This window comes from Alcanivorax hongdengensis A-11-3 (assembly GCF_000300995.1).
GTDB classification, from domain to species: Bacteria; Pseudomonadota; Gammaproteobacteria; order Pseudomonadales; family Alcanivoracaceae; genus Alcanivorax; species Alcanivorax hongdengensis.
The window spans coordinates 15,806-34,406 of record NZ_AMRJ01000005.1; the positions used below are offsets into that span (position 1 = coordinate 15,806).

Below are 18,601 nucleotides of genomic sequence, written 5' to 3' on the forward strand. Positions count from 1 at the left end.
TTGCCGGCGGCCGCCTGCCGGGCTCCATGGCACAGGGATCCGGAGGTGTTCATGCAAGAGGACAGTGCAAAACGTCAGGCATTGTTGCAGGCCCAGCTTGAAAGCCTGATTGCCGCCCACGTCGACGTGGAAGTTCAGCCCCAGTTTCGCAGTTTTCTCGGTTACTACTTTGAAATGGCCAGCCTGGCCGCACTGACCGCCCGCAACCCCGACCAGTTATTCCACCTTGCCTGGCAGCACTGGCAGCTGGCCGCCAGCCGTCAGCCGGATGAGGCGCTGGTGGCCATTTTCCCGCCGGTGGGGCCGGGCCAGATGGCCAGCCTCTATACCGTGACCGATGACATGCCGTTTCTGATGGATTCGGTCTCCATGATGGTCCGTGATGCGGGCACGGCCATCGACTGGAGTATTCACCCGGTGATTCAGATGCGCCGGGACGACAACGGCAACATTCTTCAGGTACTGGGAGTGGGCGACGGGCTGACACCGGCGGAGTCCCTGATCCATGTGCAGTTCGAGCCACTGGCCGACGAGGAGGACTACGCCGCGCTGGAGCAGCAGCTGCGCCTGACGCTGGCGGATCTGCGCGTCGTGGTGGCGGATTTCCCGGCCATGAAGGAGCGGGTGCAGACCGTGCTGGACAACCTGGCGGTGCCGTTTCCCCAGCGTGACCCGGAGGAGCAGGAAGAAGCCTGCGCGTTTCTGCACTGGCTGCTCGATGAGCATTTCACCTTTCTGGGCTATGCCCGCTCCGTGGCCCATACCGAGAAGGACGGCATCAGCCTGGAGCTGCTCGATGACCAGGGGTTGGGGCTGGCCCGGGCGGGCAGCCGCTATGCCAATGCCGATGAATTCATCGCTCCCCATGACGAGATGGCCAAGTACATCGCCTCCGGCCGGCTGGCGGTGGTGACCAAGGCCAACATGCGCTCGCCCATCCATCATCCCAATTACATGGATGTGGTGTCCATCAAGCGGCTGGCGGCGGATGGCAGTGTGGAAGGCACGGATCGTTTCATCGGCCTGTTCTCGCTGGACGCCTACATCAACCGGCCCCGCGATATCCCGCTGATTCGCCGCAAGGTGGAAGAGGTGCTGACTCGCTCGCGGTTGCCGGAGCGCTCCCACTCCGGCAAACACCTGCGCGACATCATCTACCAGCTGCCCCGCGATGAGCTGTTCCAGGGCAGTGAGGACGAACTGTTCCAGACCTGCATGGGCATCCGCGCCCTGCGTGACCGTCATCGCTTGCGCCTGTTCATGCGCCGTGACCGTTACGGGCGTTTCTACTCCTGCATGGTGTACCTGACCCGGGAGCGTTTTTCCCGGGAATTGCGTGACCGGGTCACCGAAGAGCTGTTGTCGATCTGCAACGGGTTGTCGGTGGAGCGTACGGTGGATTTCCTGCGCGAGGGGCTGGCGCGCATTCACTGTATCATCCGGATTCCCCGCGGCACCCGGCTGGCAATGAGCGACGAACAGGTGGAGCAGCGCCTGATCGCCGCCACCCATTCCTGGAGTGACCAGCTGCGTGAGCTGTTGCGCGAAGACGGTGATGAGGGCATGGAACTGGCCCGGCGTTTTGCCGAGGCTTTTCCGCCGGGTTACACCACCACCTGCGACCCCATGGACGCCGCTGCGGATCTGCATTACCTGACGCAGCTGTCAGCCCGGCAGCCGCTGCTGCCCAGACTCAGTGTGGAGAACGAGGGCGGCGCGGTATGTCCCACCCAGTTGCGCCTGTACAGCTGGCACAAACCGGTGGGGTTGTCCGATGTGTTGCCGGCCCTGGAAAATTTCGGTCTGCGTGTCATCCGTCAGGAACCCACCCGTATTACGCCCCGCGATGGCGAGCCCCTTTGGATTCAGCAGTTCGATGTGCAGGTTCACGGCGACTGCGCCCTGGGGCCGGCCCAGCAGAAAGCCTATTTCGAGGAAGCCTTTCTGCAATGCTGGCAGGGCCAGACGGAAAATGATGGCCTCAACCGGCTGGTGCTGCTGGCCGGGCTCGATGCCCGGCAGGTGGTGTGCCTGCGTCTGATCACCAAATACCTGACCCAGACCGGCCTGCCGTACTCCCAGCCTTACATGGAACAGCTGCTGGCCGACCATGCCCGTTTCGCCACCCTGCTGGTGAAACTGTTCGAGGCCCGCTTTGATCCCCAGCGCAGCCCGGAACGCCGGGAAACCGAAGGGCTGGCCCAGGCCCAGGCGCTGGATGAAGCGCTGGACAAGGTCGCCTCGCTGGATGCGGACCGGGTGCTGCGTGCCTACCTGGGCGTGGTGCGCGCCGGCTTGCGTACCAACTACTATCAGTGCGACAGCCAGGGCCACAGCAAGGCCTACGTGAGCCTCAAACTGGACCCGCACAAGGTGCCGGACCTGCCGGAACCGCGCCCCATGTTCGAGACCTTTATCTACTCGCCGCAGATGGAAGGGATCCACCTGCGCGGCGGGCCGGTGGCCCGGGGCGGGCTGCGCTGGTCGGATCGCCGCGAGGATTTCCGCACCGAAGTGCTGGGGCTGGTCAAGGCACAAATGGTCAAGAACGCCATCATCGTGCCGGTGGGTGCCAAGGGCGGCTTCGTGGTCAAGGGCGGCGACCCCGGCGATCGCCAGGCCTGGCAGCAGCGCGGCGTGGCCTGCTACAAGACCTTTATCCGCGGGCTGCTGGACATTACCGATAACCGTGAAGGTGACCAGGTGATTGCCCCGGCCCAGGTGGTGCGTTACGACAAGGACGACCCTTATCTGGTGGTGGCGGCGGACAAGGGCACCGCCACCTTTTCCGATATCGCCAATGGCCTGGCCGAGGAGTACGGCTTCTGGCTGGGTGATGCCTTCGCCTCCGGCGGCAGTGCCGGCTATGACCACAAGCAGATGGGCATCACCGCCCGTGGCGCCTGGGAGAGCGTCAAACGCCACTTCCGCGAAGAGGGCAAGGACACCCAGAGCACGCCCTTTACCGTGGTGGGCATCGGCGACATGGGCGGCGATGTATTCGGCAACGGCATGTTGCTCTCTGACCAGATTCAGCTGGTGGCGGCCTTCAACCACCTGCACATCGTTATCGATCCGACCCCGGACCCGGCCCGTACCTTCGCTGAGCGCCAGCGCCTGTTCGAGACGCCGGGCACCAGCTGGGAGGACTTTGATCGCGACTGTCTTTCCGAGGGCGGTGGTATCTGGCCGCGCTCCGCCAAAAGCATCACCCTCAGTGAACCGGCCATGCAGGCGCTGGGGCTGACGCAGAGCACCTATACGCCGGCGGAGCTGATCACGGCCATTCTCAAGGCGCCGGTGGAGCTGCTCTGGAACGGCGGCATTGGCACCTATGTGAAGGCCAGCCACGAAAGCCATGCCCAGGTGGGTGACCGGGCCAACGATGCCATCCGCATCAATGGCCGTGACCTGCGCTGCAAGGTAGTGGGCGAGGGCGGCAACCTGGGGCTGACCCAGCTGGGCCGCATCGAATATGCCCTCAACGGCGGGCGTATCAATACCGATGCCATCGACAATTCCGGCGGTGTGCACAGCTCCGACCGGGAAGTGAATATCAAGATTCCGCTCAATCAGATGGTGCGTGAGGCGGGCCTGACCCGGGAAACCCGTGACCCCATGCTGGTGCGCATGACCGAGGATGTGGCCCGCTCGGTGCTGCGGGACAACTACGTGCAGAGCCTGGCGCTGAGCCTGCTGGAAAACGACGCCATGGGGCGGCTGGACGAGCATGCCAACCAGATGCGGTTGCTGGAGCGCAACGGCTTCCTGTCGCGCACGGTGGAATTTCTGCCCGATGACGAGGCCCTCAACGAACGCCGCAACCGGGGCAAGGGGCTGACCCGCCCGGAGCTGGCGGTGCTGTTGTCCTACAGCAAGAACGCCCTGAGCGATGCGCTGCTGGCCAGCAAGGTGCCGGATGACGGTTTTTTTGACCGGGATGTACTGGCCTATTTCCCCACGGAAATGCAGCAGGAATATCGCGATGCGTTATTGAAGCATCGCCTGCGCCGGGAACTGATTGCCACGGTGCTGGCCAATGCGGTGGTCAATCGCATGGGCTTCTGTTTTGCCCACCGCTATGCCGATGAACACGGGCTGGCCCTGCACGAGCCAGTGAAAGCCTACGCCATGGCCCATGCCATTTTTGACGGTGATGCCTTCTGGGCACCGCTGGACGCCCTGGACAACCACATCGACAGCCGGGTGCAGTTGCGCCTGTATGGCCGGGTGATCGGGCTGATGAAACATATCACCAGCTGGCTGATCAATTACCGCTGGGCTCAACGGCCGGTGAAGGAGGCCGTGGGCCGTTACCGCGATGCCATTGCCGAACTGTCCAACTCGTTGCCACGGCTGCTGCCGGGCAGCTACCTGGAGGACTGGCAGGACGCGGTGGCCGGCATGGAAGAGGACGGTGTGCCCACCGAGGTGGCTCGCCAGCTGGCCAACACCATGGTGCTGGGCAGTGCGCCGGATATTATCGAGCTGGCCTCCAGTGCCCAGGTCAGTGTGGAAGAGGCCGCCCAGGCCTATTTCCTGGTGGGGGATTCGCTGCACATTCTCTGGCTGCTATCGAGCATCATCGGGCTCACGGTGCAGAGCCGCTGGCAGGCGCTGGCGCGTTCCAGCCTGCGCGAGGACACCTACAAGCTGCATCGCCAGGTCACCGCCAAGGTGCTGGAACAGCCCGGTGACGGAGCCCAGGCGCGTTTTCAGCACTGGCAGGAGCAGGCGCCCACCCAGGTGCGTTTCGGCATTATGCGCCTGCAGGCCTTGCAGTCAGACAGCGTGCACGACTTCATGTCGCTGGCGGTGGGGGTACGGGAGTTGCGCAAGCTGCGCAGCCTTTGATTCAACCGATATACCCGCATTGCTGATCGGTGTGGAAAGCGGTTGCATGACGCTTTGGGGCTACCCATAATGCTGTCCATATGGACAGTGTTGTGGGGAGTGTTATGAGTGCACGTACTGCCAATCGGGGCTCGGTCAGTCGCATGCCCGGCCGTTTTGCCGTGAGTCACAGCGAGCTGGATGCGCCGGATGCGGCCCGGCCCACCCGCTATCACCGGGAACGGGCGAAAAGCATCATCATGCGTAACAGCAGCCCGGACCTGCCCTTTACCCAGAGCATCAACCCCTACCGCGGCTGTGAGCATGGCTGCATCTATTGTTACGCGCGACCCAACCATGCCTACGTGGACCTGTCTCCGGGCCAGGATTTCGAAAGCGAGATCTTCTGCAAGGACAACGCCCCGGAGGTGTTGCGCGACAGCCTGCGCAAGCGCGGCTACCGCTGCCAGCCCATTGTGCTGGGCACCGTGACCGACCCGTACCAGCCTATCGAGCGGGAAAAGCGCCTCACCCGCCAATTAATCCAGGTGCTGGTGGATTGCCAGCATCCCTTCAGTCTGATTACCAAGAGCAGCCTGGTGGAGCGGGATCTGGACCTGCTGGCGCCCATGGCCCGGGCCGGGCGGGCCAGTGTGGCGATATCCGTGACCACCCTGGATAACCGCCTCAAGGGGCAGCTGGAGCCACGGGCCAGCGGCGGTCGGGAACGCCTGCGGGTGATCCGTGAACTGAGCCGCGCCGGGGTGCCGGTCAGCGTGCTGGTGGCCCCGGTGATTCCCTTCATCAATGACCACGAGCTGGAGGATATTGTCGAGCAGGTGGCCCAGGCCGGTGCCAGCTCCGTGGGTTATGTGTTGTTGCGTCTGCCCCATGAAGTGGGGCCGTTATGGCAGCAATGGCTGGCGCAACATTACCCGGACCGGGCCGACAAGGTCATGGGCATCATGCGCGAGCTGCATGGCGGGGCCGTCTATGACAGCCGCTGGCATGTGCGTCAAACCGGGCAGGGCGCCTGGGCGGCTCTGCTGCGCCAGCGTTTCGAGAAGGCGCGCCGGGATGCCGGCCTGGATGTACCACGGCGGGAGGCACTGGATTGCAGCGGCTTTCGACCTCCCGGTGCCCACGGGCAGCTGGCATTGTGGTGAATTGCCATTAAGTGACCGGTGGTTATTTACAGGGCGTATGGCTGCCTCTATATTAGTGACCACTGGTTACTTAAAAGAGGAATACCCATGCAGGCTGTAATGGTGACCGGCGCCAGCGCCGGTATCGGTGAGGAGTTTGCCCGTCAACTGGCCGCCGAGGGCCATAACCTGGTGCTGGTAGCGCGCCGTCTGGAGAAAATGCAGGCGCTGGCGGCTACGCTGAGTCAGACCCACGGGGTCCAGGTGCACTGCCTGGAGGCGGATCTGGCCGACTCCGGTTCCGCGGCCCAGCTGGTTGAGCGTGTGCAGAGCGCCGGCATCCGCATCAGCGGCCTGGTCAATAATGCCGGTTTCGGCGACCGGGGGCATGTGGGTGCACTGAGCCTGGAGCGGCAGTTGAACATGGTGCAGCTTAACGTCACCACCCTGATGGAACTGACCTGGCGTCTGTTGCCCCAGCTGCGTGAGGCCTCGGAGGCCTTCATCATCAATGTGGCCTCCACGGCGGCCTTCCAGGCGGGGCCGAACATGGCGGTCTACTATGCCAGCAAGGCGTTTGTGCTGTCGTTTTCCGAAGCGTTGCACGAGGAAGAGAAGGGCAATGGCGTGGCTGTCAGTGCGCTGTGCCCCGGAGCCACGGCTTCCGAGTTTGCCAGCGAGGCGAACATGACCCATACCCTGTTGTTCAAGGCCGGCACCATGACGCCGCAGGCGGTGGTCCGCAAGGCGTTGGCATCGCGCAAGCGGGCCATCGTGATTCCCGGCCTGAAAAATCGGATTCTGGTCTGGCTTGGCAAAATCTCCCCCCGTATCATCACGCGACGATTGGCAGGATTGTTACAAGCGTGAATTCCCGATGTTTTCAGCGCGCCCGCTCGCCGGAGCAAAAGGCCCAGCGGCGCGCCCAGATTCTTGAGGCCGCGGCGACCTTTTTTTCCGGGCATCGCTTCGAGGCCATCAGCCTGGCAGACATTGCCCGCCAGGCCGGGGTGACCAAGGCGGCGCTCTATCGTTATTTCGATTCCAAGGAATCGTTGTTTCTGGCTCTGTACCTGACGGAACTGGACCAGGTCTGTGAGGCGGACGTGGATGACCGGTTGTCCCTGGCGGATGCCCTGACAGAGCTGCTGTTGGCGCACCCGCTGTTCTGCCGGCTGACTTCCATTCTCTACAGCGTACTGGAGCATGGCCTGGACCGGCAGCAGGCCCGTCAGTTCAAGGTCGATTTGCTGGCCCGCTTTTCCACATTGGCGCAGCGTTTGCAGCAGACGTTTTCGCTGACGCCGGCGCAATCCGTACAGTACCTGCTGCAATTGCAGCAGGCCCTGGTGGGTTGCTGGTCCATGAGTCATCCGCCGCAAGCGGTGCGCGAAGCCATCAGTGAGGCTCCGCTGAGCGTGTTTCAGGTGGATTTTGCCGATGCCATGCGTGCTCATCTGGTGGCGCTGGAACAGGCGTTGAAAGCATGAGTGACCTGTTATGGAATCATGCGGATCGCCCTGTCGCGATTCTGCTGCTGGCCCATGGCGCCGGTGCCCCCATGGACAGTGATTTCATGGTGGCCATGGCCGAGGCACTGGCGGCGCGTGGTATCAGCGTGGCCCGCTTCGAGTTTCCCTACATGCAGCGCTGTCGGCAGGAAAGCCGTCGTATACCGCCGGACCGGGCGCCCAAATTGCTGGCGGCCTTTGCCGGGCAGCTGGCGGCGCTGGCCGATGCTGGCTTGCCGGTGTGGATTGGTGGCAAATCCATGGGCGGTCGCATGGCCACCATGCTGGCGGCGCAGCAGCCGGTGGCCGGGGTGGTGGCGCTGGGCTATCCGTTTCACCCGCCGGGCAAACCGGAGAAAACCCGCATCGAGCATTTGCCGCAAATCGGTTCGCCTTTGCTCATATGCCAGGGGGATCGGGACCCGTTCGGTAAACCGGAGGAGGTCGCCAGTTACAGGCTGCCGGCGTCGGTGCAGGTGCACTGGCTGGCCGATGGTGACCACGATTTCAAACCGCGAAAGCGCAGCGGCACGACCCAGCAGCAGCTGATCGACGCCGCCGCCAGCCGGGTTGCGGATCTGATCCGGCATTGCTGATGCGCTGACAACCTTCTGGCAGCAGTCCCTGGTACCGGGTTATCGGCAGCAGAGACTGTGCCTCTTCATTCGCCGCAGGCTCAGCCTTTAGCGGGCTTCTCACTGATCCACAGGTTGATGGTGCCTTCCACCACCACGGTGCCGTCATCGCGCATGGCCTTGACGGTGACCGGCAGATCGCCGGGTTTCCAGTCTTCCGGACGAGCTTCAGCCACGGCGGTGATGTCGCTGGTGGCCTTGGCGGTGTAGTTCACACTCATCCCCTTGGGAATCCAGCGCAGGTGCTTGGGCACGGAGGACTCCGCCATGGCTCCCATGGCACATTCAAGTGCATTGCAGATGGCAATCACATGAACGGTCTGGATGTGGTTTTCCACGCCCTTGCGCTTTTTGAACTTCACTTCGCAGTAGTTGGGGCGCAACTCGGTAATCACCGGGCTGATGGTGCCGAAGTAGGGGGCCTTTCGGCTGAACACCAGGGAAAACAGCTTGCGACCGGCGGGCAGCTTCAGCGTCTTGTTGTAGAGGTTGAGCAAATAATTGTCACTCACGGGGAGGCTCCTGTGTCATTTTGCGCTATTGTCCACGGTTAACGGATTCTGGCAATTGGCCGTACTGGGTCAGGGGACTGCGGTACTGCTAAAATGCCGTATCAATGCACGGTGGCAAAGGGAGAGACCCGTGAAGGTGTTGGATACCTGGAAGCGTAGCAGCTGGAAGACAAAAACCCTTGTCGTTATCGCGCTGCTGTACCTGATTTACGCTCTGGTGATGTGGCTGGTGGTGCCTGGTATCGTCCGTGATCAGGCCCGGGAGGCGCTGGCCGACCTGACCGGCCGGCAGGTCACCATCAAGGAAGTGAAAATCAATCCGTTGACCCTGTCGGCCACCGTCAACGGCTTTTCCGTGGCCGATGACCAGACCCAGGTGTTGCTGTGCTTCAACCAGCTCTACGTCAATTTCGAACTGTCGTCGCTGTTCCGCTGGAGCTGGCATTTCAAGGAAGTGCTGCTGGACGGCCTGACAGTGCGTGCCCAGCGCAATCCGGACAATGTCTTCAGCTTTGACGATGTGATTGAACACGTGCAGACGCAGCTGGCCGAGGCCGACCCGCCGGCGCCGCAAGAGGAAGAGGCCGACAAGGAGGCACCACTGCCCGCCATTTCCATTGCTCGCCTGGCCCTGACCGGGGGCGATCTGCGTTATACCGAAGCTACCAGTGAGCCCAGTCAGCAGCTGGTACTGCCGGTGGATTTCACGGTGCAGAATTTTGCCACCCGCTCGGAAGAAAACAGCAGCAACCACTATGTGATCAGGATCGAAGGGCCGGATGGTGGCAGTCTGGACTGGGATGGCCGCTTTGATCTGGACCCGCTGGTGGCCGACGGTACCCTCAAGGTCAACAAGGTGGACCTGGTCAAGTTTGCCAGCCTGCTGAAAAACCAGGTGCGCTTCGAGGTGCCTTCCGGCTTGCTGGATGTGGGGCTGGATTACCATTTCGAGAGTGAACCGGAGCCGGTGATCCGGGTCAGTAACGGCCTGATCGATGTCACCCGCCTGGTGCTGAAAAAGCCGGCAGCCGATGAGGACAGCCTGAACCTGCCCGAAACCCGTATCGAGGGGGTCAGCATCGATAGCGGTAGCCGCCATATCGAGATCCCCCGCATCGAGATAACCAACCCCAAAGTGGCGGCGGTACTCGACAAACAGGGGGTGGATCTGGCCACCCTGTTCCTGCCACCGGATGAAGAGAAAGCCGAACAGGTGGCCGAGAAGGTCAAGGAAAAGGCCAAAAAGGCGGCGGAGAATATCCAGAAGGCCGAGACCATCTGGAAGGTGAAACTGGACCACATTGCCATCAATGGCAGCCAGCTGGCCTTCACCGACCAGACCCTGTCGCCGGCGCGAACCCTGATGCTCACCGACGGCCATTTCGCCCTGGAAAACCTGGTGGTGGGGGACGAGAAAGCCCGTTTCCGCTGGCAAGGCAAGGGCACGTTGCTGGGTAGCGGGGAGCTTGCCCACTCCGGCGAAGGCCAGCTATCACCGCTGGATATCGACATGAAAGCGACGCTGGCCGGCTTGCCATTGACCCCGTTGTCGCCCTGGCTGGAAAAGCAGGCGCCCCTGTCCCTGGACAGTGGCACTTTGGCCATGGACGTGGAGAGTAGGGTGAGTGGCGACAACCCGGTGGCCACGCTCAAGGGCAAGGCGTCTGTGCAGAATGTCTCGCTGCAGGAGAGCGGCCAGCCCTGGGTGAAGGTCAAGGCGCTGGATGTGCAGGGGCTGAGCGCGGATACCGGTCAGCAGACCCTGAATATCGAGCAGCTGGCCCTGAATGGCCTGGATGTGCTCAACAAGGTCAACAAGCAGGGCCAGGATGCGGCCTCGCGTATTGCTACCGCCATGCCCGCGGAGGCACCCGCCGCCAAGAAGGACAGCGGCAAGCCCTGGCAGGTGGCGGTCAACCAGGTGAAGATCGGTGACAGTACCCTGCGTTACCAGGACGAATCGCTGGTGCCGCAATTCAAGATCGGCCTTTACAAGCTAAATGGCTCCGTCAAGGGCCTCAATACCCGCCCGGGTCACAAGGCACAGTTGACGCTGGATGCCCAGGTGGATCGTTACGCGCCTTTCAAGGCTTCCGGCACCATCGCCCCGGATCCGCTCTACGTGGACATGGACGTGTCGCTGCACAACTACGAAATGACCGGCTTGACCTCCTACACCGGTATGTTCCTGGGCTATGGCGTGGAAAAAGGCCAGCTGGGTGTCAGCAGCAAGGTGGATATTGACCATGGCCAACTGAAAAGTGGCTCGGATATCGCCGCCAACCAGTTTTATCTGGGTGACAAGGTGGAAAGCGACGAGGCGGTCAAGGCGCCGGTGAAACTGGGCCTGGCGGTGCTGCGTAATCGGCACGGCGATATCAATCTGCCGTTGAAAGTCTCCGGGGATCTCAATGATCCGAGCTTCAGTGTCAGCGGGCTGATTCTGAAAGTGATCGGCAATGTGCTGGTCAAGGCCGCGACCTCGCCGTTCTCGGTACTGGCCGGCCTGGCCGGTGGCGAGAACCTGGAAAACATTGCCTTCCCGCTGGGTCGCAAGGATGTGGATGATGACGCCGGTAACTCCCTGCAGGCGCTGGCCAAGGTGCTGGGGGAACGCCCCAGCCTGACCGTGGGGCTGGCGGGCAGCACCAACGCCCAGGATCGGCAGGCTCTGGCCGAGCAGGCCATCGCCACCGATCTGGCCGGCACCGACTGGCCGGGGATCGAGGCGGCGGCGCAGGACCCGCAATGGCAGCGCCCGCTCATTCGTCGCTATGAGCGCGAGAGCGGCCGGGACGCTGAAACCCTGGTCAAGACGCTGCCCGAGGCTGAAAGCCAGCGCCAGCAGCGACTGGCTCAGGCGGCCTGGGACAGCATGGTGAAAAGCGAAGCGGCGGCCATTTCCACGGATGCCCTGCGCCAACTCGCCCGGGACCGGGCGGACAATGCCAAGGTCTACCTGGTGCAGCAGCTGGGCGTGGATCAGGGCCGGCTTTATATCAATCGCGCGCAAGTGGATGGCAAGGTTGCCGGGCTGACGCTGGGGCTGGAAAAAGAATAATGACCGTGGTCTGGTCGTCCTCCCGGGACGGTGTCGATTATGAAGTCCGTCGGGCGGGGCAGACCCTGAGTCTGTATGCCAACGGTGTGCAGCATTCGGAGTTTCATCCGCAACGGCTGCTTACCGGTAGCGTCTGGGATCTGCTGTGGTTGCCGGCGCTATTGCACGAGCCCGAGCGTTACCGACGGGTGCTGGTGCTGGGGCTTGGTGGTGGATCGTTGATTCCGCCGCTGCGTCGCCTGCTGGACCCCGAGACACTGGTGGCGGTGGAGATGGACGGCTGTCATCTGGAGGTGGCCCGGGATGTGTTCGGCATTGCCGAGCGCTTCGCGGTGCAGACCCACCAGGGCGATGCGGTGTCCTGGTTACGTGACTACCAGGGCCCGCCCTTTGATCTGATCATTGAAGACCTGTTTGCCGCCTCCAACCGGCAGGTCAGCCGGGCGGTGCCGGCGGAGCTGGACTGGCTGGCGGTTCTCAGCGCCAACCTGTCGGCGCAAGGCATGCTGGTAATGAACTTTGGCGACTGGCCGGAGTACCGGGACAGCGCTCTGGTGGGGCAATATGCCATGGCCGGTTATGCCAGCCGTTTCCGCCTGTCATGCAGTGATTGCCACAATGCGGTGATCGCCTTCAGCCGTGAGCCGGCGCGCAGCATTCATCTGCGCCGCCGGCTGGCGTCCCTGCCGGCCCTGTCAGGCCGGCGCGAGAAAGCCCGGCTGGATTATCACATTCGCCAGTTGGACTGATGCCTTTCCCATCGGGTATCAATCCAGCATACCCAGCGAGTAGGGTGTGGCGCTTTCCTTGCGCGTGAGCAGCTGGCCGGTGCGTGACTGGTTGTCATGCAGCCCCACAAACAGGGCCCGGTAGGTCAATACCGCCTGCACGTAATCGCGGGTTTCCCGGAACGGAATCGCCTCGATCCAGACATCGGCGGGTACCGCTTCCGGCTCTTCGGCCAGCCAGCTGTTCACCCGGCTGGGCCCGGCATTGTAGGCGGCCAGGGCCAGTACCCGGTTACCCTTGAAGTCCTTGAGCAGGCTGGCCAGGTATTCGCTGCCCAGGGTGATGTTGGTGTCCGGGTCAAACAGGGCCTTGCGGTTGACGCTGCCCTGGTTGGCCTCGCGGGCAACCTTGCGAGCGGTGGCGGGCATCAGTTGCATCAGGCCCAGGGCCCCCACCGGGGAATGGGCATGGGGGTAGAAGGCACTTTCACGCCGGGCCACGGCCATGGCCAGCCAGGGGTCCAGGTCGTTACGACTGGCGGCCTGCTGGAAACGTTGCTGATAGGCCGGCGGGAAGCGCCAGGCCAGGGTGTCCCAGGCGCGGGCGCGGATGGAGGCCTGTACCGCCAGGTCGTACCAGTGATGCTTGAGCGCCAGCGCCGCCAGTTGATTGACCTGTTCGGTGCTGCTGTTTTGCATCAGCCACTGCCATTCCTGGTGGGCGAGCTGGGGCTCGCCCAGGTCCCGCAGCAGGCGAATGCGCACGATGGCGGCATTTTCCTTGTAGGGGGCGGTTTCCGGGCTATCGTTACTGAAGCGGTAGGGTTCCCCCAGCCGGTCTGCGGCCATGAAGGCAAAGAAGTTGCGTTGTCGGGCGGCTTGCCGGTAGGCCTCACGGGCCTGGTCTTCCTGGTGGGTTTCTTCCAGCGCCCGGGCACGCCAGTAGAGCCAGCGGGCATCGGCCTGTTCGCTGTCGGACAGCCGGTTTATCCAGGTCAGGGCATCGGCCCAGTCCTGTTCGATGATGCCACGCCGGGCACGCTGTTCCAGCAGGGCCGGGTCATCATGGCCTTGCAGCCAGTGGTCGAGCCAGTCCCGGTTTTCCTCGATGCCGCGGATGGTGGAATACCAGGCGATACGGTGGCTGGTTTTTTCGCGCAGGCTGTCGCGGGTCAGGCCGGCCTGGCGGCTGTGCGCTTCGAACCATTGTCGGGCCGCTACGGTATCCACATAGGCCCACCGGTGCAGACCGGCGGCCAGCAGGGCCTGCTTGCGCCTGGCCGGCAGGGAGGCAGGCAGGTCATCCACCCGGGTGGGGTCCTTGTAGAGCGTCAGCAGCCAGTCACTGGCCTGCGCCAGCTGGCTGTCGTCGTCATCCAGCATCTTGTTCAGATAACGCTGCAGGCCACTGCTGCCGGCATAGAATGCCAGTTTCTGGCGCTTCCAGATGGCGTCGTCATCAATGACGCCGGCTTCGCGTGCCGCATCGAACAGGGGGTCGCAGCTGGCCGGGCGTGAATGGCCGGTGAGCCACAATTTGCGTGCGGCATGCAGTGCCTCATCGCGCTGGCTCTGCAGTTTGGCCCGGTAGTAGTAGCAGCGAAGCTCCACTGCCCGCGGTGGTGTATCGGTGAGGGCCAGCAGCTTGTCCCACTTCTCGGCGCGGGCATAGGCCACCATGGCCAGCTGGCGAACATCCGTGGGCAGGGGGGAATCCGGGTAGCGCGCCGCATAGGCAGTCACCTTGCCCGGCGCCAGATCGGGCAGGGCAGCGCGCAGGCGGTGGAAATCCAGATAGGCCTGTAGCGGGTTGTTGTCACCCAGGCGCGCTTCTTCACTGGCCAGGGTGTCCCAGTCATCATTGCGCGCCGCTTCCAGAGCCTTGCTCATGTCGGCGCCATTGAATGCCATCGCATCTAGCGGGGCAAGCATCATGCAGCTGATTAGCAGAACTGCGGAACGGACCATCCATGCCTCCACAACATCGTCTGTAATCGCATTATCTTATCGGGAGTTTTGCCATTTCGGGGTGGTGATTATGTAAAAACTTCGCGCTATCTTGCCGTGAACAGGGTCTGGCAGTTCCGTTATACTCCGCCGCATCAATGTCCTGACAGGCCCCCGATCGCGGAGAGAATAGATGGAAAATACCACCCGCCTGCTTGAGCGCCAGGCACCGACCCTGGCGGACCGTTCGGTGCTGGTGGTGGATGCCAACGATCCGGCGCTGTCGGCTCTGCCGGCAAAAACGCTGCACCTGCACGCCGATGACTTTACCGTGGGGGCCCAGCAGTGGGCGCCGGTTCCCACCATTCCCGAACAGACCGATCTGCTGGTGCTGCCCCTGCCCAAGTCCATCGACCGTTTGCGCTTTGTGCTCAACTGGCTGGCCGGTGAGCTGCAGGCGCCCTGTGAAATCTGGTTGCTGGGGCCGGCCAAGGGCGGTATCCGCGGAGCGCTCAAACATCTGCAGGCCCATGTGGATGAGGCGGTGCTGCTGGACAGTGCGCGTCACTGCAAGCTTTACAGCGGCCTGTTGCAGCCAGGGCCGCGCCAGTTACTGGAAAGCTGGGGCCAGCTGATTCGCCGGGGCGAACTGGAGGTGGTCAGCTATCCGGGGGTATTCAGTCATGGTCGCCTGGATGAAGGCTCCGAGCTGTTGCTCGATGCCATGGACGGGCAGCTGCCGACGCCGGGGCGGGTGCTGGACGTGGGCTGCGGTGCCGGCATTATCAGCGTCACCCTGGCCCGTCTCGGCTGGCAGGTTCAGGGCGTGGATGTCAGTGCCTCCGCGGTGGCGGCCAGTTGCGAAAGTCTGTCGCGCAATGCCTTGCAGGGGCGGGTGCGTGGTGGCGATCTGTTCTCTGCCCTGGAAGGGCGGGTGGACATGATTGTCACCAACCCGCCATTCCACGATGGCCGGCAGCGCACCACGGAAATCAGCCGCCGGCTGATTCGCGAAGCGCCGGGGCACCTGGCTGCCGACGGTGTGTTGTGGCTGGTGGCCAACCGTGAACTGCCTTACATGCAGTGGCTGGAGGAGGCCTTCTCGCGGGTGGAGATTGTCCGCGAGACCAATCGCTTCCGGGTTTACCGGGCCCGCTAGTTCCTAGAGACGCCCGGTGTCGCGCATCCAGTGGATGCAGTTTTCCAACATGGTCGTCAGTGCAATACGGTTGTCGAAGCCCAGTTCGGCCACTGCCTTGCTGTCATCGGCGTGGACCCGGCTGGTGACCAGCGCCACTTTTTCCGGTGTCAGTGACGGCTCCTTGCCGGTGAACAAACTGGCGATGGGGTAAAGCTGCCCGGCCAGTTTCAGTACCGTCGCCGGCAGCGGCCCGTGCGGTGCCTTCTTGCCCAACAGGCGAGCGATGGTGCCGGCCAGTTCCATGAAGCTCGCTTCCACCCCGGCCAGGATATAGCGTTCCCCGCAACTGCCCCGCTCATAGGCGCGCAGATGGGCCTGGGCCACCGCTTCCACGGCACAGAAACTGCCGCCGCCGGGTGGCACGCCGGGCAGCTTGCCCTGGTTGATCATGCTGATCATCTGTGACCAGTTGTGGGTGTCGCCGGGGCCGATAATGCCGCAGGGATTGACGATCACCGCATCCAGGCCGTGGCGAACGCCGTCGAGCACTTCCAGCTCTGCCTGGTACTTGGTGCGGTTATAGGAAATCCAGTCACTGGCTGCGTTCGATGGGGTCTGCTCGTTGATGGGGGTGTCCTGAATTCCCCAGGCGGAAATAGAGGACGTCTGGATAAAACGGCCGGCTTTGCGATGCAGGGCGGCGGTGACCATGGCGCGGGTGCCCAGCACATTGTCGCGGTATTGCTGGCGATCGCCCCGGCGCCACAGGCTGGTATTGCCGGCCACATGGAAGACCGCGTCCGGCTGGTCCGGCATCACCAGTTCCAGCTCGGTGGCGTTATCCATGGGCGCCTGTACCACGGTGATGCCTTTTTCCTGCAGGGCGCGGGCGTCACTTTGCGGGCGCACCAGGGCAACAATCTCCCAGCCGGCCTGTTGTAGCTGGTCAACGAGATGGCCGCCAAGAAATCCTCGCGCACCACTGATAAAGGCAACGGGCATGTGCCGACTCCTGCAAAGGTGTGTGCTGTAGCTTTACCCCTTGCGCTGCAAACAGGCAAGCATTGCCGACACAAGGGGGAGGCGGCTGACGGGGAAAGAACGGTTTTGCTCGCGGGGCTGGCGCCGCTTTGGCATTTTGATTATATTGCCGTTCCACCTGCGCGGGTGTAGTTCAATGGTAGAACGGCAGCTTCCCAAGCTGCATACGTGAGTTCGATTCTCATCACCCGCTCCAGTTTCAAAAGGCTGCCTTCCGGCGGCCTTTTTTGTGCCCGCCGACGTTCAGCTCACCTCCGGGATCTGTTGCCAGTCCGTGGTATAGGAGGGGGACAGGCGAAGGCGTTTCATTTCCCAGGCCTTGCGATCCGCCTGCATGCCCTGGCCGGCCAGCCAGACCTTGCCCTTGCCGCTATGGTTGATGCGATCCATCACGTCCATCAGGGCGTCGCTGCCGGGGCGGTCGCCAAACAGGTCGGTCTGTTGCTGGTGGCGGTGGCACAGATCGGTCAGGACCACGCCGGCCTTGGCATAGCGGTAACCGGGTTGCCAGAGTTGGTCGAGCAGCCGGTGGGCCATATCCAGCAGTTGTCGGGTATCCCGGGTGGGCTGGGCAAAGGCGCCGCTGGCTGCGTTGCCGTAGTAGTTCGGGTCCTTGGCGCCGGTGCGGATGTAGACGGTCATCTGCCTGGCCAGGTTGTCATCCTGGCGCAGCCTTTCCGATGCCCGCCAGGTATGGGAGGCCACGGCGTGGCCGATCACCCGCCGTTCGGTGACCCGGTTGCCAAAGGAGCGGCTGGCGACGATATGTTTGCGTGGTCCGGGCAGCAGATCCAGCGGCAGACAGGGCTCGCCGTTCAGTTCCCGCACCAGCCTCTCGATCACCACCGAAAACCGTTTGCGCAGGGTGGCCGGGTGGCTGCGGGCCAGATCCAGGGCGGTATGAATGCCCAGCTGTTCCAGGTGGCCGACCATGCGCCGGCCAATGCCCCAGATGGTGCCCACCGGTAATAGCGACATCAGCCGTTGCTGGCGGGCCGGGTCGGTGAGAATCACCGTGCCCTGCGTGGCCGGCCAGGTCTTGGCGGCGTGGTTGGCCAGTTTGGCCAGGGTTTTGGTGGGGGCTATGCCGACGCAGACCGGCAAGCCCTGGTGCCGGTCGATGGTGCGTCGTATGCGGCGGGCCAGCGAGGGCAGGGTGGTGGCCGGCAGACCGTGCAAACCGAGAAAGGCCTCATCAATGGAGTAGGCTTCCACCTCCGGCACCAGCTGTTCCAGGGTCGCCATTACCCGGGCGGACATGTCCCCGTACAGCGCGTAGTTGGAAGAGAACATGACCAGGCCGGCCTGTTTTTCCAGGTGGCGCACCTGGAAGGCGGGCACGCCCATGGGGATGCCCATTGCCTTGGCCAGCGGTGATCGGGCCACCACACAACCGTCGTTATTGGACAGCACCACCACCGGCCGGTCACGCAGATCCGGGCGAAACAGCATCTCGCAACTGGTGTAGAAATTATTGCAGTCAACCAGGGCAAACATGTCAGGACAGCCGGGTCGGGTGTACCACGAAGGTGACCACACCGAAGATGTCCGGCGGGTTATCTTCCTCGATGGCGATGGGCGGGTAGGCCGGGTTGCCCGGTTGCAGGCAGGGGCTGGGGTGCAGGCACAGCCGTTTGACGGTGAAGTCTCCCTGCAGGCTGGCGATGATGATATCGCCGTGACGGGCTTCCAGAGCCCGGTCCACGACCAGGATATCGCCACTGACAATGCCGTGTTCGACCATGGAATCGCCTTTGGCGCGCACAAAATAGGTGGCCTGGGGGTGTTTGATACAGAGGCCGTTCAGGTCCAGACGCTGCTCCACATGATCCTGGGCCGGAGACGGAAAGCCGGCGGCGACCGGCTGGCTGAAGAGGGGAAGGCACAAGGGCGCCCTGCGGGACGCCCGGCCGAGCCATTGCACAGACATGATGGGCTCCACAAAATGCTGATCATATGAACAGTATTATCGTCGGCCGTGAAGTCCGGATCAAGAGGGCCATAAAAAAGGCGCCCGAAGGCGCCTTTTGGTGACACGAAAGCCGTG

The 18,601-nt window shown here is 63.0% G+C and carries 13 protein-coding genes and 1 tRNA gene; 9 read left to right on the forward strand and 5 right to left on the reverse strand.

Annotation, left to right across the window (positions count from 1 at the left end):
• Positions 1-51: 51 nt before the first annotated feature.
• From A11A3_RS05115 to A11A3_RS05135, 5 genes are all read left to right on the forward strand, one after another.
• Positions 52-4,854, forward strand: a complete 4,803-nt coding sequence (locus A11A3_RS05115; RefSeq protein ID WP_008928204.1) for an NAD-glutamate dehydrogenase — start codon at positions 52-54, stop codon at positions 4,852-4,854.
• Between the two features lie 104 nt (positions 4,855-4,958).
• Positions 4,959-5,999, forward strand: coding sequence for a PA0069 family radical SAM protein (locus tag A11A3_RS05120; RefSeq protein ID WP_008928205.1), 1,041 nt, complete (start codon positions 4,959-4,961; stop codon positions 5,997-5,999).
• Between the two features lie 87 nt (positions 6,000-6,086).
• On the forward strand, positions 6,087-6,848 hold the full coding sequence (locus A11A3_RS05125) for an SDR family NAD(P)-dependent oxidoreductase (RefSeq protein ID WP_008928206.1): 762 nt from the start codon (positions 6,087-6,089) through the stop codon (positions 6,846-6,848).
• The gene (locus tag A11A3_RS05130; RefSeq protein ID WP_008928207.1) at positions 6,845-7,468 is read left to right on the forward strand and encodes a TetR/AcrR family transcriptional regulator; all 624 of its coding nucleotides are present in this window, start codon (positions 6,845-6,847) and stop codon (positions 7,466-7,468) included. Before A11A3_RS05125 ends, A11A3_RS05130 begins: the two co-directional genes overlap by 4 nt.
• The gene (locus A11A3_RS05135) at positions 7,465-8,085 is read left to right on the forward strand and encodes an alpha/beta family hydrolase (protein WP_008928208.1); all 621 of its coding nucleotides are present in this window, start codon (positions 7,465-7,467) and stop codon (positions 8,083-8,085) included. The genes A11A3_RS05130 and A11A3_RS05135 overlap by 4 nt, the downstream gene beginning before the upstream one ends.
• Positions 8,086-8,165: 80 nt before the next feature.
• On the opposite strand, the gene A11A3_RS05140 is transcribed toward A11A3_RS05135, so the two are convergent.
• A complete protein-coding gene (locus tag A11A3_RS05140) occupies positions 8,166-8,636 on the reverse strand; it encodes a hotdog fold domain-containing protein (protein ID WP_008928209.1) in 471 nt (156 codons plus the stop codon).
• A gap of 130 nt (positions 8,637-8,766) precedes the next feature.
• Here A11A3_RS05140 and A11A3_RS05145 point away from each other — a divergent pair, with 130 nt between their 5' ends.
• The gene (locus A11A3_RS05145) at positions 8,767-11,697 is read left to right on the forward strand and encodes a DUF748 domain-containing protein (RefSeq protein ID WP_008928210.1); all 2,931 of its coding nucleotides are present in this window, start codon (positions 8,767-8,769) and stop codon (positions 11,695-11,697) included.
• The gene (locus A11A3_RS05150; protein WP_008928211.1) at positions 11,697-12,446 is read left to right on the forward strand and encodes an O-methyltransferase; all 750 of its coding nucleotides are present in this window, start codon (positions 11,697-11,699) and stop codon (positions 12,444-12,446) included. The genes A11A3_RS05145 and A11A3_RS05150 overlap by 1 nt, the downstream gene beginning before the upstream one ends.
• Before the next feature lie 18 nt (positions 12,447-12,464).
• Here the strand turns inward: A11A3_RS05150 and A11A3_RS05155 are convergent, their stop codons facing one another.
• Positions 12,465-14,393 carry a transglycosylase SLT domain-containing protein gene (locus A11A3_RS05155; protein ID WP_008928212.1) on the reverse strand — a complete coding sequence of 643 codons (1,929 nt, stop codon included), beginning with the start codon at positions 14,391-14,393 and terminating at the stop codon, positions 12,465-12,467.
• Between the two features lie 172 nt (positions 14,394-14,565).
• Here A11A3_RS05155 and A11A3_RS05160 point away from each other — a divergent pair, with 172 nt between their 5' ends.
• Positions 14,566-15,531 carry a methyltransferase gene (locus A11A3_RS05160; RefSeq protein ID WP_008928213.1) on the forward strand — a complete coding sequence of 322 codons (966 nt, stop codon included), beginning with the start codon at positions 14,566-14,568 and terminating at the stop codon, positions 15,529-15,531.
• Positions 15,532-15,534: 3 nt separating this feature from the next.
• Here A11A3_RS05160 and A11A3_RS05165 read toward each other — a convergent pair whose 3' ends face one another.
• Positions 15,535-16,515, reverse strand: a complete 981-nt coding sequence (locus tag A11A3_RS05165) for an NAD-dependent epimerase/dehydratase family protein (RefSeq protein ID WP_008928214.1) — start codon at positions 16,513-16,515, stop codon at positions 15,535-15,537.
• 161 nt (positions 16,516-16,676) lie between these two features.
• Between A11A3_RS05165 and A11A3_RS05170 the strand changes: the two genes are divergently transcribed.
• A tRNA-Gly gene (locus tag A11A3_RS05170) sits at positions 16,677-16,750 on the forward strand.
• A gap of 47 nt (positions 16,751-16,797) precedes the next feature.
• On the opposite strand, the gene umuC is transcribed toward A11A3_RS05170, so the two are convergent.
• Together umuC and umuD are read right to left on the reverse strand one after the other, a co-directional pair.
• On the reverse strand, positions 16,798-18,051 hold the full coding sequence (gene umuC, locus A11A3_RS05175; RefSeq protein ID WP_008928215.1) for a translesion error-prone DNA polymerase V subunit UmuC: 1,254 nt from the start codon (positions 18,049-18,051) through the stop codon (positions 16,798-16,800).
• Between the two features lies 1 nt (position 18,052).
• Positions 18,053-18,484: a translesion error-prone DNA polymerase V autoproteolytic subunit gene (gene umuD / locus A11A3_RS05180; RefSeq protein WP_040296744.1), complete on the reverse strand. Its 432-nt coding sequence runs from the start codon at positions 18,482-18,484 to the stop codon at positions 18,053-18,055.
• Between the last annotated feature and the right edge of the window lie 117 nt (positions 18,485-18,601).